Below are 15,094 nucleotides of genomic sequence, written 5' to 3'. Positions count from 1 at the left end.
AGACTGCAAGAAATGTCGAAAATCGGACGCGACCAGCGCGGCGCCTGGCGCGCGGCGCTGGCGTGCATGGTCACCCTCGCGGTGGCGATGGGCCTGGGGCGCTTTGCCTTCACGCCCATGCTGCCCATCATGCTGCACGAGGGAAAGCTGGAGCTGGCGGCGGGCGGGGTTCTGGCGTCGCTCAACTATCTGGGGTACTTCCTCGGCGCGGTGAGCTGCGCGGCCATCGGCGTCAAGGCGTCGAGCATGGTGCGGGGTGGGCTGGTGGCCACGGCCGCCCTGCTGATCGGAATGGGCTTGCTGCACAGCTTCACGAGCTGGGGTGTGCTGCGCACGGCGGCAGGCGTGATGAGCGCCTGGGTCTTCGTCTTCGCCTCGGGCTGGGGCCTGCGCCGGCTGGCGGAGACGAATGCGCCGACGCTGGCCGGCGTGATCTACACCGGGCCGGGCATCGGTATCGCGATGACGGGCCTGCTCGGCGGTGCACTGGGGCGCTGGGGTTCCGAGGCGGGGTGGATCGGCCTGGGCATCCTGGCGGTCGTGCTGATCGCGGTGATCTGGCGGGTGTTCGATGACGGCGAACGGGCATCAGCAGGTGGTGGTGCCGCTCCGGCGCCTGTCGCTGTGGCCCGCGTGGCTGGGCCGGCCGATCGCAACGATGCAATCTGGCTGGTCGCGCTCTATGGGCTGGCGGGCTTCGGCTACATCATTACCGCCACCTTCCTGCCGGTGATCGCCCGGCAGGCGCTGCCGGGATCGCCTTGGCCGGATTTCTTCTGGCCACTGTTCGGGCTGGCCATCATTCCCGGCGCGTTGATCGGAGCCCGCGCGCCCACGCATTGGGACAACCGGCTGCTGCTGGCTTGCGCCTACGCGTTGCAGGCGCTGGGCGTCGTGCTGTCGGTGGCATGGCCGAGCATTGCCGGATTCGCGCTCGGAAGCTTGCTCCTGGGCATGCCGTTCACCGCGATCACTCTTTTTGCCATGCGGGATGCGCGTCGTCTGCGCGGCAATGCGGCTGCCGGGCTGATCGGCTACGCGACGGCTTCCTATGGGGTGGGGCAGATCGTCGGGCCGCTGTTTGCGGCGCCACTGGCTCAGCGAACGGGGTCTTTTCAGCTGCCGTTGCTGGTCGCGGCGGCGGCATTGGCGCTCGGCGCGGTGCTATTCGCATTGGTTTGGTTCAAATCGCGCCAATCAATAGGTAGCTGAGCCTCGAAGCCCCTTCATTTATTACACAAATAGCATATAATTCGAGGCTCACGACCAAACGGGCGGGTACCAACCGCCCGTTTTTTTTGGTCTATGCATTCTGAGCATTCATGGCGATCTGGCATTCGTGGCGGGCGGATGGCATGAACCCAGTATTTAAAAGGCACCTTCGAACACGTGGCATTGCAGCAAATAGTGGAACAAACCGTGGCCGGTCTTGGCTATGACCTGGTCGAGATCGAACGCTCGGCCGGGGGATTGCTGCGCGTGACGATTGATTTGCCCTGGACGGCCCCCACCTCCGAAGATGCTGCTGCCGGCGTGCCAGAGCCCTTCGTGACGGTCGAAGACTGCGAGAAGGTAACGCGCCAATTGCAATTCGCGCTCGAGGTCGATGGTGTCGACTACAAGCGGCTCGAGGTGTCCTCGCCCGGTATTGACCGTCCGCTGCGCAATGAGCAGGATTTCGAGCGTTTCGTGGGCGAGGTGATCGACATCACGCTCAAGGCGCCCATGGGTGCCGCGGCGGCGGGCCAGGTGTCGGCCAGCCGCAAGAAGTTTCGCGGCACGCTGGAGCGTGTTGCACAGGTAGAGGGTGCCGTCGGCGCCCAGGGCTGGCAAATCGTCTGGAGAGATGCGCCGGAGTCCAAGCCGGGTCAAAAAGTGAGCAAGAAGCGCGCGCCTGCAACGCTGCAGGCGCTGGGCTTCGTGCTGGACGAGCTGCGCGAAGCGCGGCTCGCGCCTATTGTGGATTTCAAGGGCCGCAAGGCCAAAACCCAACCGGGTTTTTCGGATATTGACGACGGAACGCAGGTTCCGGACTGACTAGAGGAGTGGTGGCATGAATCGCGAAATGTTGATGTTGGTGGATGCGATCTCGCGCGAGAAGAACGTCGAGCGTGACGTGGTCTTCGGTGCGGTCGAGTCCGCGCTGGCGCAAGCCACCAAGAAGCTCCATCAGGGCGACGTGGACATTCGCGTCGCGGTCGATCGCGACAGCGGCGACTACGAAACCTTCCGCCGCTGGCACGTCGTGCCCGACGAGGCCGGTCTGCAGTTGCCCGACCAGGAAATCCTCCTGTTCGAAGCCAAGGAAGAAATGTCGGACATCGAAGTCGGCGAGTACATCGAAGAAGCGGTGGACTCGGTGCCGATCGGCCGCATCGGCGCCATGGCCGCAAAGCAGGTCATCCTGCAGAAGATCCGCGACGCCGAGCGCGAGATGCTGCTCAACGACTTCATGTCGCGCGGCGACAAGATCTTCGTGGGCACCGTCAAGCGACTGGACAAGGGCGACATCATCGTCGAGGCCGGCCGTGTCGAAGGTCGCCTGCGCCGCAGCGAGATGATCGCCAAGGAAAACCTGCGCAACGGCGACCGCGTGCGCGCCATGATCATGGAAGTCGACCTGACGCTGCGCGGCGCGCCAATCATCCTGTCGCGCTCGGCTCCCGAGTTCATGATCGAGCTGTTTCGCCAGGAAGTGCCCGAAATCGAGCAGGGCCTGCTCGAAATCAAGAGCTGCGCCCGTGACCCGGGTTCGCGCGCCAAGATCGCCGTGCTATCGCACGACAAGCGCGTCGACCCCATCGGCACCTGTGTCGGCGTGCGCGGCACCCGCGTCAACGCTGTGACCAACGAGCTCGCCGGCGAGCGCGTGGACATCGTGCTATGGAGCGAAGACCCGGCCCAGTTCGTGATCGGTGCGCTGGCCCCGGCCAATGTGTCGTCGATCGTGGTGGACGAAGAAAAGCACGCCATGGACGTGGTGGTCGACGAGGAAAACCTCGCCATCGCCATCGGCCGCGGCGGCCAGAACGTGCGCCTGGCTTCCGACCTCACCGGTTGGAAGATCAACATCATGGACGCCAACGAGTCGGCCCAGAAGCAGGCGACCGAAACCGATGCCAGCCGCAAGCTCTTCATGGAAAAGCTCGACGTCGACGAGGAAATCGCCGACATCCTCATTTCGGAAGGCTTCAACAGCCTCGAAGAAGTGGCCTATGTGCCAATTTCAGAAATGCTGGAAATCGAAGCCTTCGACGAAGACACCATCAATGAGCTGCGCTCGCGTGCCAAGGATGCGCTGCTGACCATGGAAATCGCCAAGGAAGAGGGTGTCGAGGTCCAGTCGACGGTGTCGCAAGACCTGCACGACCTCGAAGGCCTGGACCCCGAGCTGATTCCCAAGCTGACCGAAGCGGGTGTGAACACCCGTGACGATCTTGCCGACCTCGCGGTCGATGAACTCACCGAGATCACCGGCCAGAGCGCCGATGACGCCAAAGCCCTCATCTTGAAAGCCCGCGAACACTGGTTCGCCGGCCAAGAGTGACGGTCATGGAGGCACGAAACCAATATGTCCAGTACCACTGTCGCCGAGTTCGCGAACGAGCTCAAGAAGACTCCCGAAACCTTGCTTGACCAGCTCAAGAGTGCAGGTGTGCCCAAAGCGGCCGCCACCGATGCGCTCACCGAGGCTGACAAGCAGCGCCTGCTCGGCCACCTGAAGGCCAGCCACGGCACCATCGAGCCCGAGCGCAAGAAGATCACGCTGACCAAGAAGTCGACCAGCGAGATCAAGCAGGCCGACGCCACCGGCCGCGCCCGCACCATCCAGGTCGAGGTGCGCAAGAAGCGCACCTTCATCCAGCGCGAAGACGGTCACCCGGCCACGCCCGAGACGGCGCAGCACGTGGCTGAGGCGCCTGCCGCCGCGCCCGCCGCTCCCCACATCGACGAAGCCGAACTGGCCCGCCGCGAGGAAGAAGCGCGCCGCCAGGCCGAGCTGATCCGCCGCCAGGAAGAAGAGCTGGCCGAAAAGCGCCGCCTGCGCGAAGAAGCCGAAGCCCGCGAACGCGAGCAGGCCGAGAAGGCTGAAAAGGCCGAGCAGGAAGCCGCACGCGTCGCCGCCGAAACCGCCGAGAAGAAGGCCGCTGCCGCAGCAGCCGCTGCTGCCGCGAGCGCAAAGGACAGCACCACGGCCACCAAGCCGGCGGCTGCCCCCGCGCCCGCCGTGACGGCCGCCGCCGCTGCTGCAGAGCAGAAGGCTGCCGACACCAAGCTCGCCGCGCAAACCGCCGCGACGCAGGCCAAGGAAGACGCGAAGGCCAAGGCCGCCGCCGAATCGAAGGCCCGCGCCGACGAAGAAGCCGCGCGCGCCAAGGATCTCGACGAGCGTCGCCGCAAGGCCCTTGCCGAAGCCGAAGCCATCCGCGCCATGATGAACGCACCGGCCCGCGTGCTGGTGCCGCACAAGGCGCCCGAGAAGCCGCAGCCCGAAAAGGCCGCGGTCAAGGGCACGCTGCACAAGCCAACGGCTCCCGCAGCGCGTGCCGGCGCACCTGCCGCGCCCGGCGCTGCAGCAGCTGCACCCGGCGCCGCCGGTGCCGCAGGCAAGGAAGTCAAGTCCGCGAAGCTCTCGTCGAGCTGGGCTGGCGATCCTGCCAAGAAGAAGGAAATCAAGACCCGCGGCGATGCCAGCGGTGGTGTCGGTCGCGGCAACTGGCGCGGAGGCCCGCGCGGTCGCCGTGGCAACGACCGCGGTGGTCACGACGAGCAACACGCGCCGGCCGCACCGGTCGAGGCGCGCATTCTCGAAGTGCACGTGCCCGAAACCATCACGGTGGCCGAGCTCGCGCACAAGATGGCCGTCAAGGCGCAAGAGGTCATCAAGCAACTGATGAAGCTCGGCCAGATGGCGACCATCAACCAGTCGCTCGACCAGGACACAGCAATGATCCTGGTGGAGGAAATGGGCCACACCGCAGTGGTTGCCGCGCTGGACGACCCGGAAGCCTTCACCGACGAGGACGTGTCGGCGCAAACCGCCGAAGCCCTGCCGCGCGCACCGGTCGTGACCGTCATGGGTCACGTCGACCACGGCAAGACCTCGCTGCTCGACTACATCCGCCGCGCCAAGGTCGCAGCGGGCGAAGCCGGCGGCATCACGCAGCACATCGGTGCCTACCACGTGGAAACCGAACGCGGCATGGTGTCGTTCCTCGACACCCCGGGTCACGAGGCCTTCACGGCCATGCGTGCCCGCGGTGCGCAGGCTACCGACATCGTGATCCTGGTGGTGGCCGCCGACGACGGCGTCATGCCCCAGACCAAGGAAGCCATCAAGCACGCGAAGGCGGCTGGTGTGCCGATCGTGGTTGCCATCAACAAGGTGGACAAGCCCGACGCCAACCTGGACCGCGTGAAGCAGGAACTGGTGGCCGAAGAAGTTGTGCCCGAAGAGTACGGCGGCGACGTGCCGTTCGTGCCGGTGTCCGCCAAGACGGGCCAGGGCATTGACGACCTGCTCGAGCAAGTGCTGCTGCAAGCCGAAGTGCTGGAACTCAAGGCGCCGGTGGATGCCGCTGCCAAGGGCCTGGTCATCGAAGCTCAGCTCGACAAGGGCCGCGGCCCGGTTGCCACCGTGCTGGTTCAGTCCGGCACGCTCAAGACCGGCGACGTGGTGCTGGCCGGTTCGACCTACGGCCGCGTGCGCGCCATGCTGGACGAAGACGGCAAGTCGACCAAGACGGCAGGCCCGTCGATCCCGGTCGAAATCCAGGGTCTGACCGAAGTGCCGCAAGCGGGCGACGAGTTCATGGTGATGAGCGACGAGCGCCGTGCGCGCGAAATCGCCACCTACCGTGCCGGCAAGTTCCGCAACACCAAGCTGGCGAAGGCCCAGGCCGCGAACCTGCAGAACATGTTCACCGATCTGTCGGCGGGCGAAGTGCAGACGCTGCGCATCATCATCAAGGCCGACGTGCAGGGCTCGCAGGAAGCGCTGGCGCAATCGCTGCTCAAGCTGGCGACGGACGAGGTCAAGGTGCAGGTGGTGTACGCCGGCGTGGGTGGTATCAGCGAAAGCGACATCAACCTTGCCATCGCCTCCAAGGCGGTTGTGATCGGCTTCAACGTGCGTGCCGATGCCGGTGCGCGCAAGCTGGCCGAGAACAATGGCGTGCAGCTGAACTACTACAGCATCATTTACGACGCCGTGGACGAGATCAAGGTCGCGATGTCGGGCATGCTGGCACCGGAGCGCCGCGAGGAAATCATCGGCTCGGCCGAGATCCGCACGGTGTTCGTGGCCTCGAAGATCGGTACCGTTGCAGGTTCCTACATCACCTCGGGCTCGGTCAACCGCAGTGCGCATTTCCGCCTGCTGCGCGACAACGTGGTGGTCTACACGGGCGAAGTCGACTCGATCAAGCGCATGAAGGACGATGTGCGCGAAGTCCGCGAAGGTTTTGAGTGCGGTATCAAGCTCAAGAACTACAACGACATCAAAGAGGGCGATCAGCTCGAATTCTTCGAGATCAAGGAAATCGCCCGGACGCTGTAAGCGTTCCATGCGAGAAAGTCCATGCCGAAGAGAAAAGCCGCAGCCCCCAATCGCGCGTTCAAGGTTGCCGACCAGATCCAGCGCGATCTGACGGAGCTGATCGCGCGCGAGTTGAAGGACCCGCGCGTGGGCATGGTCACGATCCAGGCCGTCGAGGTCACGCCCGACTATGCGCACGCGAAGGTCTTCTTCAGCCTGCTCACGGGCGACGTGGCCGAGACGACCGAAGCGCTGAACCAAGCCGCGGGCTTCCTGCGCAACGGCCTGTTCAAGCGCCTGCACATTCACACCGTGCCCACGCTGCACTTCCTGTTCGACCGCACCACCGAGCGTGCGGCCGACATGAACGCGCTCATCGCGCAAGCTGTCGCTTCGCGCTCGAAAGACGACTAGCCATGAACGCGCCACGCACAAGGGTGCAGCGGCGCCCTGTGCATGGGGTGTTGTTGCTCGACAAGCCGCTGGGACTCTCCAGCAACCAGGCCTTGCAAAAGGCCAAGTGGTTGCTGCGCGCCGAAAAAGCGGGCCACACCGGCACGCTCGATCCGCTCGCCACCGGCGTCCTGCCGCTGTGCTTTGGCGCGGCCACCAAGTTCAGTCAGTTGCACCTCGATGCCGACAAGACCTACGAGGCCACGGCCCGCCTGGGCATCAAGACCACGACCGGCGATGCCGAGGGCGAAGTAATCGCCGAGCGGCCGGTGCACGTCACGCCTGAAGATTTGGCGCGCGTCGAGGCGCAATTCACCGGCCCGATCCGCCAGGTGCCCCCGATGCACAGCGCGCTCAAGAAGGACGGCAAAGCGCTGTACGAATACGCGCGTGAAGGCGTCGAAGTCGAGCGGGCACCGCGCGATGTCGTGATCCACAAGCTCGAACTCAGCGCGATCGGCGATGACGTCATCCGCATCCTCGCCTCCGTCAGCAAGGGCACCTACATCCGCACCCTCGGCGAAGACATCGGCGAAGCGCTTGGCTGCGGTGCGCACCTGAGCTCGCTGCGCCGCACTGCCACGGGCGGTTTCGTCGAGGCCCAGTGCATCACGCTCGAAGCGCTCGAAGCCATGGACGAGGAAGAGCGCCTGGCACAACTCCTGCCTGCCGAAGCCCTGGTGGACGGCCACAGCCGCGTCACGCTCGGCGCGGAAGATGCGGCACGTTTTCTTTCGGGCTTGCGCCGCCGTGGCGGCTGGGCCGATGCCGATGAGGTGGCCGTGTTCGGCTCCGACCCGCAGGCGTTCCTGGGCACAGCCCATGTAACGGCCGGCGAACTGATCCCGGGGCGCTTGCTGAACCCCATCGAAATCCAGCAAATTCTTTTGAACGCACAACAGACCGAAGCGACACCATGAGTACCAAGCAAATTCGCAATATCGCCATCATTGCCCACGTGGACCATGGCAAGACCACGATGGTCGACCAATTGCTGCGCCAGTCCGGCACCTTCGCCGAGCACGAGAAAGTGGTCGACACGGTGATGGACAACAACGCCATCGAAAAGGAACGTGGCATCACGATCCTGGCCAAGAACTGCGCCGTGACCTGGGAAGGCACGCACATCAACATCGTCGACACCCCGGGCCACGCGGACTTCGGCGGTGAAGTGGAACGCGCGCTGTCGATGGTCGACGGCGTGGTGCTGCTGATCGACGCGCAGGAAGGCCCGATGCCGCAAACGCGCTTCGTGACCAAGAAGGCACTGGCCCTCGGCCTGAAGCCCATCCTCGTGGTGAACAAGGTCGACAAGCCGGGCGCCAACCCCGACAAGGTGGTCAACGCCGCCTTCGACCTGTTCGACAAGCTCGGCGCAACCGACGAACAACTCGACTTCCCCGTGGTGTATGCCTCGGGCATCAACGGCTGGTCGTCGCTGGAAGAAGGCGCTCAGGGCGAGCAGTGGGGCCCCGACATGTCGGCCCTGTTCAACACCATCCTGAAGCACGTGCCGGCGCAAAAGGGTGATCCCGCCGCGCCACTGCAACTGCAGATTTCCGCGCTCGATTTCTCGACCTTCGTCGGTCGCATCGGCGTGGGCCGCATCAGCCAGGGCACCCTGAAGCCGATGATGGACGTGGTGGTGATGGAAGGTCCGGACGGCAAGGCCATCAAGGGCCGTGTCAACCAAGTGCTGACCTTCCAGGGCCTGGACCGCGTGCAGGCCACTGAAGCCGGCCCGGGTGAAATCGTGCTGATCAACGGCATTACCGACATCGGTATCGGCGTCACCGTGACCGACCCCACGAACCCCGCGCCGCTGCCGATGCTCAAGGTCGACGAACCGACCCTGACGATGAACTTCTGCGTCAACACCAGCCCGCTGGCCGGCCGCGAAGGCAAGTTCGTCACCAGCCGTCAGATCTGGGACCGCCTGCAGAAAGAACTGCAGCACAACGTTGCGCTGCGCGTGAACGAAACCGACGAAGAAGGCATCTTCGAAGTGATGGGTCGCGGCGAACTGCACCTGACCATCCTGCTGGAAAACATGCGTCGCGAAGGCTATGAAATGGCCGTGTCGAAGCCGCGCGTGGTGTTCCGCACCGTCAACGGCGAGAAGCACGAGCCGATCGAACTGGTGACGGCCGACATCGAAGACCAGCACCAGGGCGGCGTGATGCAGGCTCTGGGCGAGCGCAAGGGCGAACTGGTCAACATGGAACCGGACGGCCGTGGCCGCGTGCGCCTCGAGTACCGCATTCCGGCGCGTGGCCTGATCGGCTTCACGAATGAATTCCTGAACCTGACGCGCGGCTCGGGCCTCATCAGCAACATCTTCGACAGCTACGAGCCGCACAAGGGCGACATCGGCAGCCGCAAGAACGGCGTGCTGATCTCCATGGACGACGGTGAAATCTTCACCTACGCCCTGGGCAAGCTGGACGACCGCGGCCGCATGTTCGTGAAGGCGAACGATCCGGTGTACGAAGGCATGATCGTCGGCATCCACAGCCGCGACAACGACCTGGTGGTGAACGCCACGCGCACCAAGCAGCTGACGAACTTCCGCGTCTCGGGCAAGGAAGACGCGATCAAGATCACGCCCCCGATCGAACTCACGCTCGAATACGGCGTGGAATTCATCGAGGACGACGAACTGGTCGAAATCACGCCCAAGAGCGTGCGCCTGCGCAAGCGCTACCTGAAGGAACACGAGCGCAAGCGCGCCGGCCGCGATACGTCGCAAGGCTGATCGACTCCGTCGATTTGCCATGCGCCTGACGCACGGCGGCGCCGTCTGGCTGATGGTCGTCGTGACCCTGATGTGGGGCACGGCGGGCGTCGTCACCCGCCACCTGGCGCAGGCGCACAGTTTCGAGATCACCTTCTGGCGCAGCCTCTTTACGACGCTGGCGCTGCTGGTGATCTTGCCGCTTTGGCGGGGCCGCGCCGTGTTCTCGCAACTGCGCCGCGGCGGGCGCGAACTCTGGATCTCGGGCGTGTGCTGGGCCGTGATGTTCACGGCCTTCATGGTCGCGCTCACGCTGGCTTCGACGGCCAGCGTGCTCGTCACCATGTCGCTCGGGCCGCTGCTCACAGCGCTGGCGGCGCGCTTCTTCATCGGCCATAAGCTGCCCGCGCGCACCTGGCTGGCCATCGTGGTCGCGGGTGCGGGCATCGGCTGGATGTACGGCACGCAGTTGATGCAGGGTGGGGGCGGATCGCTGGCCGGCACGCTGCTGGCGCTGTGCGTGCCGCTGGCCGGCGCAGCCAACTGGACCGTGGTTCAGCACGCGCAGGCGAAGGGCCACAAGGTGGATCTGGTGCCCGCGGTGCTGATCGGCGCGGTGCTCACTGCGCTCTTCACGCTGCCATTTGCGTGGCCTTTCCGTGCAAGTGCGCACGACCTTGGGCTGCTGGCCTTTCTGGGCGTGTTCCAGCTCGCCATTCCCTGCGTTCTGTCGGTGCTGTGCGTCCAGGTGCTGAAGGCGCCCGAAGTCGCGTTGCTGGCCTTGCTTGAAGTGATCTTCGGCATCGCGCTGGCCTGGATCGGTGCGGGCGAGCAGCCCGCAGCGAGCGTGCTGACCGGCGGGGCGCTGGTCATCGGCGCGCTAGTGTTCAACGAACTGCTGGCGCTGCGCGGTCGGCGCACCACGGTCGCCGATACCGCGGTGCCGGGCGCGCACTGACCGACTGGCGCTTCTGCCTACTGCGGCATGGCCGCGTCGGTGACGCCCATGCTGCTCAGGCGGGCTTCGAGCACCTTGCGTACGAAGGTCTTGGGAAAGTCGTCGCTGACGCGCCAGTTGCCGTTGTCTTCCACAAAGGTGAATTCTCCGGTCACCGGTAATGAGGTGTCGCTGCCCGAGAGGGCACCCAGCAGGCTGTCGTTGTATTCGATGACCAGCGGGCAGGCGTGGCCCGCGCCGTCGTCCAGCTTGCGGCAGGGGCCTGTGGGCTCGATCTCGGCGATCTCGCGCGATCGGTTCGGGTCCTTGCGCACCAGGCCCGAGTCGGTGCGCGGGCGCATGCGCATGGCGGAAGCCGACCGTGCCGCGCTCAGCGGCGCCGCGCCTTCGCGGAAGGCTTTTTCCATCGCCTCGCGGCCGATGGGCTCGGCGTTGTATAGCGGCCTGCCATCGGCGTCGAGGTGCCCGAAGCGTGCCTCGACGATGGCGACGTCCGCACCACGCACCACCATCTCGTCGCTCTTGGGCTCCGTGGGGCCGATGGTGTAGGCCATGGGTTCCTTGCTCTCGCCCCGCGTCATGACTGCCACGCAGCCGCGCACGCGCTCCGGCTTGCGGTAGCCGACTTCACGCATGCTGCCGACGGAAGGCGTCTCGATCACGGTGCCGGCGTTCGGGTCGAGATGGCGCATGCGCACGTCCATGGTCACGCGGCGCATGAGGCTGTCGAGTGTCTTGCGCGTGGAGGCAGCGTCGCAGGCGGGCACGCTGGCCGGGGCGAACACGTACCAGCCGAGGCCGCCACCGATCACTGCGACGGCCAGGATGAACTTCCACGCGCCGATGCGACGGCTGCGTTGCGCGCGGGCCTGCCATGCCTTGACGGCCTGCTCATCGGCTTCGATCAGAGCCTGTGCCTCGTTCACGATGCGCGTGCGCTCGGCGGCCATGGCAAAGGCCGGCTCGGCTGCTACCTGGGCGCGCAGGGCGTCGAAGCGTTCCTTTTCGAGCGGGCCTTCGGTCGCCAGCCAGGCCAGCGTGGCCACGGGCGAAGCGGCCACGGTGCCCACGACCGGCGTTTCCGTCAGCGCCATGTCGCGCGTCTCGGTGTCGATGAGGCTGTCCTTGAAGAGCGCCTGGATAGCCTCGTGCGTGATGCCTTGCTCGGCCAGCTCGATGAGGTCATCGGCATCGATGGCGGTGTCGGCCGCGTCGTCGGCGTGTGGGGCGTCGTCGCCGATTTTGTCGAGCGCCGCGTTCTGTTCTTCCTCGGTGACCAGGCCGCGCACGCGCATCCAGGCCAGCGCATGGGCCGGGCTCGGGAGCGGGGGAAGGGCGGCGGTTTCGGAGTGGGCGCGCGCGGCGTCGTGCTGTGCGTCGCTGATCAGGCCCTGGGTCAGCAGGGCGAGGAACGCATCCGGATTGGCGTCAGAGCTCATGCGGGGATTCTGCCGTGGGTGGTGCTGGCTTCTACACCGGGAAACACCGGGAAAAGCCGATAAAGAAAACGCCGGCAGGAGCCGGCGTTCTTGCGTCAGATCCGCGAGGGATCAGGGACGGGCGACTTTCCAGGCGCCGCCGGCCACGCCGTCGCCGGTCTTGTCACCGGGCTTGGCATCCTTGGCCCAGTAGTACAGCGGCCAGCCCTTGTAGGCCCACTGGCGCTTGCCGTCTTCGCGAATGATGATGGTGTAGCCGCCGATGGGCTTGGCGGTGTCGGCCACGCCGAGCGCGGGCCAGTTGGCGGCGCACTGGGCGTTGCAGGCGGAGGTGCCGGAACCGGCGGTGTCCTTGGTGAAGGTGTACAGCGTCATCCCGTTCGGTCCGACCAGCACGCCGTCGGCGGTGCGGGTGGGCGTGTCGGGGGCGCTGGCGGTCTTGTTGGACATGCCGCCGCAGCCGGCGAGCAGGGCCGCCGCGAGGATCGAGGCGCTGAGCAATTTCATGCAGTTTCTCCTTCAGTTGAAAAATCGCGAAAACAAGCCTGGTGACGGAAAGCCGGGCAATGTGATTGCGCGACCGGCAGTTTATGCGGTCGCTACGACAAATCGCGGTAGGCCAGCGTCGCAAGTTTGAGCAGAACTTCTCGCGGCAGCTTGCCGGCGAGGGCATAGCCGAAGCCCTGGTCGACCCAGTAGAAGCTGGGCACGGGGCCTTCGGAGGCGAAGCGGAAGGCGGTTTCGCGTGCGGCGGTGGCCCCGGCGGCATTGGCGTCCAGCGTGCCGATGTAGAGCGTCACGCGCTCGCCGGCAGCGTCCTCGAACATGAATTGGGCGCGCGCGCCGGTTTCCCCGGGCAGCAGGCGGCCGCCGACCAGGGTGTAGCCCTGGGTGGAGAGGTCGGGCACCTTCAGCGGCCGGTCAAGGCGCCTGGAGAGCCACTGGACCAGGTGTTGCTGCTCGGAGGCGGCCACTTCGACGGGGTGTCTTTTTTCGGGTGCGTAGACGGCGTGCGCGACCGAGGCGTCGTGCACGAATTCGCGCACCGCCGGCACTTTGGCCAGTTGCGTGCCGCCGCGCGGCGCGGACCATTGCGCATTCCCAAGCCAGCCGGCAGCGAAGGCGATCAGCAGGCCGGCCGCCATGCCACCCCAGCGCAACCAGGAGACGTGCCGCGCCGTTCGCGGCAGATGCCGATCGAGTGCGCCCATCAGGGCAGCGGGAATCGGTTCATCGAGCAGCTCGCCGTGCAGCCGGCGCAGGGCGTCGCGCTGCGTGTGCCAGGCCGCGACCTTGGTGGCCACGGCGAGATCGCCGGCGATGGCTGCCTCGACCGCGCCGTGGCGGTCGGCGGCCAGCTGGCCATCGACCCAGGCGTGCAGCTCGTCGTCGGTAGGGGGCGGGGCGGGGCGGCTCATGGTGCGGCGGGTTTCATTTGAGGCGGCGCAGGCCGGGGCGAACGGGCGCTGACGCTCCGTCCATCAGTTCCTGCAACCGGACGCGGGCACGCGACAGGCGCGACATCACCGTGCCGGCCGGGATGCCGAGCACCTTGGCCACTTCGGCATACGACAAGTCTTCGAGCGTCACCAGCAGCAGCACGGCGCGCTGTTCATCCGGCAACTGCATCAGGCAGCGCTGCAGGTCGAGGCTGGTGCCCTGGTCGCGGCCGGGGTCGACGCCGCCCTGCAGCTCGTGCGGCACATCGTCGAGCGACACCACGGCTTGGGGCGGTGGCGTGCGGCGCACCTGGCTCGCGAAGATGTTGTGCATGATGGTGAAAAGCCACGCGCGCAGGTCGCTGCCCACCACCCACAGACGCCATTTGCTGCAGGCGCGCTCCAGCGTGTCCTGCACAAGGTCGTCGGCCGCCCACGCATTGCCCGTGAGTGCCCGCGCGTAGCGGCGCAGGCTCGGGATGTGCTCGACCAGCAGGCGGGCGTCCATGGGGCGTGGATCGGTCGATCAGGGCTTGGCGGTTTTCCAGGTGCCGTTGACGCCGTCGCCGGTCTTGTCGCCCGGCTTGGTGTCCTTGGCCCAGTAGTACAGCGGCCAGCCCTTGGCCGCCCATTGCTTCTTGCCGTCGTCGCGGGTGACGATGGTGAAGTCGCCGCTCGGCTTATCAGTGTCGGCGGCCATGAAGGGCGGCCAGTTGGTGGCACAGCCGCCGTTGCAGACCGACTTGCCGTTGCCGGCCGTGTCCTTGTCGAAGGTGTAGAGCGTCATGCCGTTCGCACCGACCAGCGCGCCGTCGGCGGGCTTGGGCTGGGCGAAGGCGGGGAGCGCGAGAACGGCGCTCAGCAATACGGCGGAAGATGCGCGAAAAGGCGACATGGAAAGACTCCTGGGTTGTGTATGGCGACACCGGTGGTCCGGTGACAACCGCACAAACGCCCGCAACCCGTCTTTTATTCCATTGCCCGCAAAAAAAGATTCAGCGGCTGCGGTTCTTCATAGCGCGCTCGACCTCGCGCTTGCCTTCGCGGTCCTTGATGGTGTCGCGCTTGTCGTGCTCGGCCTTGCCCTTGGCGAGCGCGATCTCGCACTTCACCTTGCCGGTCTTCCAGTGCAGGTTGAGCGGCACCAGCGTGTAGCCCTTTTGCTCGACTTTGCCGATCAGGCGGCGGATTTCGTCCTTCTTCAGCAGCAGCTTCTTGGTGCGCACTGAATCGGGGTTGACGTGGGTGGACGCGCTCTTGAGCGGGTTGATCTGGCAACCTACAACGAACAGTTCGCCATTGCGGATCACCACGTAGCCATCGGTGAGCTGCACCTTGCCTTCGCGCAGCGACTTGACTTCCCAGCCTTCGAGGACCATGCCGGCCTCGAAGCGTTCTTCGAAGAAATAGTTGTACGCGGCCTTCTTGTTGTCGGCGATGCGGGAGGAGGTATCTTGTTTCTTTGTGGCCATGACTCGGGAATGTGGGGGCTGCATGGCTTCAATACAATCCGTCGCGCACGCTGTGTCCTGT

14 protein-coding genes are annotated in these 15,094 nt (G+C 65.7%); 8 read left to right on the top strand and 6 right to left on the bottom strand.

The window, feature by feature from the left end:
• The first annotated feature begins 12 nt into the window (after positions 1 to 12).
• The 8 genes from ACSFBF_RS04470 to ACSFBF_RS04435 all read left to right on the top strand — a co-directional run bounded on the left by ACSFBF_RS04470 (position 13) and on the right by ACSFBF_RS04435 (position 10,683).
• Positions 13 to 1,212 (top strand): YbfB/YjiJ family MFS transporter, encoded by a 1,200-nt coding sequence (locus ACSFBF_RS04470; protein WP_435465117.1) that lies wholly within the window; start codon positions 13 to 15, stop codon positions 1,210 to 1,212.
• A 177-nt stretch (positions 1,213 to 1,389) separates the two neighbouring features.
• Positions 1,390 to 2,037, top strand: a complete 648-nt coding sequence (rimP, locus tag ACSFBF_RS04465) for a ribosome maturation factor RimP (protein WP_435465116.1) — start codon at positions 1,390 to 1,392, stop codon at positions 2,035 to 2,037.
• A 16-nt stretch (positions 2,038 to 2,053) separates the two neighbouring features.
• A complete protein-coding gene (gene nusA, locus ACSFBF_RS04460) occupies positions 2,054 to 3,547 on the top strand; it encodes a transcription termination factor NusA (RefSeq protein ID WP_435465115.1) in 1,494 nt (497 codons plus the stop codon).
• Between the two features lie 24 nt (positions 3,548 to 3,571).
• A complete protein-coding gene (gene infB / locus ACSFBF_RS04455; protein WP_435465114.1) occupies positions 3,572 to 6,559 on the top strand; it encodes a translation initiation factor IF-2 in 2,988 nt (995 codons plus the stop codon).
• A 21-nt stretch (positions 6,560 to 6,580) separates the two neighbouring features.
• Positions 6,581 to 6,952: a 30S ribosome-binding factor RbfA gene (gene rbfA / locus ACSFBF_RS04450; protein WP_070060772.1), complete on the top strand. Its 372-nt coding sequence runs from the start codon at positions 6,581 to 6,583 to the stop codon at positions 6,950 to 6,952.
• Positions 6,953 to 6,954: 2 nt separating this feature from the next.
• Positions 6,955 to 7,911 (top strand): tRNA pseudouridine(55) synthase TruB, encoded by a 957-nt coding sequence (gene truB, locus ACSFBF_RS04445; protein WP_435465113.1) that lies wholly within the window; start codon positions 6,955 to 6,957, stop codon positions 7,909 to 7,911.
• Positions 7,908 to 9,746: a translational GTPase TypA gene (gene typA, locus ACSFBF_RS04440; RefSeq protein ID WP_435465112.1), complete on the top strand. Its 1,839-nt coding sequence runs from the start codon at positions 7,908 to 7,910 to the stop codon at positions 9,744 to 9,746. The genes truB and typA overlap by 4 nt, the downstream gene beginning before the upstream one ends.
• A 19-nt stretch (positions 9,747 to 9,765) precedes the next feature.
• Entirely contained in the window at positions 9,766 to 10,683 is a 918-nt protein-coding gene (locus tag ACSFBF_RS04435; RefSeq protein ID WP_435465111.1) for a DMT family transporter, read from the top strand.
• A 17-nt stretch (positions 10,684 to 10,700) separates the two neighbouring features.
• On the opposite strand, the gene ACSFBF_RS04430 is transcribed toward ACSFBF_RS04435, so the two are convergent.
• The 6 genes from ACSFBF_RS04430 to smpB form a co-directional block, all read right to left on the bottom strand.
• On the bottom strand, positions 10,701 to 12,122 hold the full coding sequence (locus tag ACSFBF_RS04430) for a hypothetical protein (RefSeq protein ID WP_435465110.1): 1,422 nt from the start codon (positions 12,120 to 12,122) through the stop codon (positions 10,701 to 10,703).
• Positions 12,123 to 12,233: 111 nt separating this feature from the next.
• The gene (locus ACSFBF_RS04425; protein WP_435465109.1) at positions 12,234 to 12,629 is read right to left on the bottom strand and encodes a COG4315 family predicted lipoprotein; all 396 of its coding nucleotides are present in this window, start codon (positions 12,627 to 12,629) and stop codon (positions 12,234 to 12,236) included.
• Positions 12,630 to 12,721: 92 nt separating this feature from the next.
• On the bottom strand, positions 12,722 to 13,540 hold the full coding sequence (locus ACSFBF_RS04420) for an anti-sigma factor family protein (RefSeq protein WP_435465108.1): 819 nt from the start codon (positions 13,538 to 13,540) through the stop codon (positions 12,722 to 12,724).
• Between the two features lie 13 nt (positions 13,541 to 13,553).
• On the bottom strand, positions 13,554 to 14,069 hold the full coding sequence (locus tag ACSFBF_RS04415) for an RNA polymerase sigma factor (RefSeq protein ID WP_435465107.1): 516 nt from the start codon (positions 14,067 to 14,069) through the stop codon (positions 13,554 to 13,556).
• 18 nt (positions 14,070 to 14,087) lie between these two features.
• Entirely contained in the window at positions 14,088 to 14,456 is a 369-nt protein-coding gene (locus ACSFBF_RS04410; RefSeq protein ID WP_435465106.1) for a COG4315 family predicted lipoprotein, read from the bottom strand.
• A gap of 100 nt (positions 14,457 to 14,556) precedes the next feature.
• Positions 14,557 to 15,033, bottom strand: a complete 477-nt coding sequence (smpB, locus tag ACSFBF_RS04405) for an SsrA-binding protein SmpB (RefSeq protein ID WP_435465105.1) — start codon at positions 15,031 to 15,033, stop codon at positions 14,557 to 14,559.
• Positions 15,034 to 15,094: the final 61 nt, after the last annotated feature.

Origin of the sequence: Variovorax nivicola, from assembly GCF_051216475.1 — a bacterium.
GTDB lineage: Bacteria > Pseudomonadota > Gammaproteobacteria > Burkholderiales > Burkholderiaceae_C > Variovorax.
Note: the sequence above shows the minus strand (reverse complement) of the source record. Positions and strands in the feature narration are given on the sequence as shown.

Coding starts and splice junctions, on each gene's coding strand:
- ACSFBF_RS04470 (WP_435465117.1), top strand. CDS start 13: ATGTCGAAAATCGGACGCGACCAGCGCGGCGCCTGGCGCGCGGCGCTG.
- nusA (WP_435465115.1), top strand. CDS start 2,054: ATGAATCGCGAAATGTTGATGTTGGTGGATGCGATCTCGCGCGAGAAG.
- ACSFBF_RS04410 (WP_435465106.1), bottom strand. CDS start 14,456: ATGTCGCCTTTTCGCGCATCTTCCGCCGTATTGCTGAGCGCCGTTCTC.
- typA (WP_435465112.1), top strand. CDS start 7,908: ATGAGTACCAAGCAAATTCGCAATATCGCCATCATTGCCCACGTGGAC.
- infB (WP_435465114.1), top strand. CDS start 3,572: ATGTCCAGTACCACTGTCGCCGAGTTCGCGAACGAGCTCAAGAAGACT.
- ACSFBF_RS04425 (WP_435465109.1), bottom strand. CDS start 12,629: ATGAAATTGCTCAGCGCCTCGATCCTCGCGGCGGCCCTGCTCGCCGGC.
- truB (WP_435465113.1), top strand. CDS start 6,955: ATGAACGCGCCACGCACAAGGGTGCAGCGGCGCCCTGTGCATGGGGTG.
- smpB (WP_435465105.1), bottom strand. CDS start 15,033: ATGGCCACAAAGAAACAAGATACCTCCTCCCGCATCGCCGACAACAAG.
- rbfA (WP_070060772.1), top strand. CDS start 6,581: ATGCCGAAGAGAAAAGCCGCAGCCCCCAATCGCGCGTTCAAGGTTGCC.
- ACSFBF_RS04430 (WP_435465110.1), bottom strand. CDS start 12,122: ATGAGCTCTGACGCCAATCCGGATGCGTTCCTCGCCCTGCTGACCCAG.
- ACSFBF_RS04435 (WP_435465111.1), top strand. CDS start 9,766: ATGCGCCTGACGCACGGCGGCGCCGTCTGGCTGATGGTCGTCGTGACC.
- ACSFBF_RS04420 (WP_435465108.1), bottom strand. CDS start 13,540: ATGAGCCGCCCCGCCCCGCCCCCTACCGACGACGAGCTGCACGCCTGG.
- ACSFBF_RS04415 (WP_435465107.1), bottom strand. CDS start 14,069: ATGGACGCCCGCCTGCTGGTCGAGCACATCCCGAGCCTGCGCCGCTAC.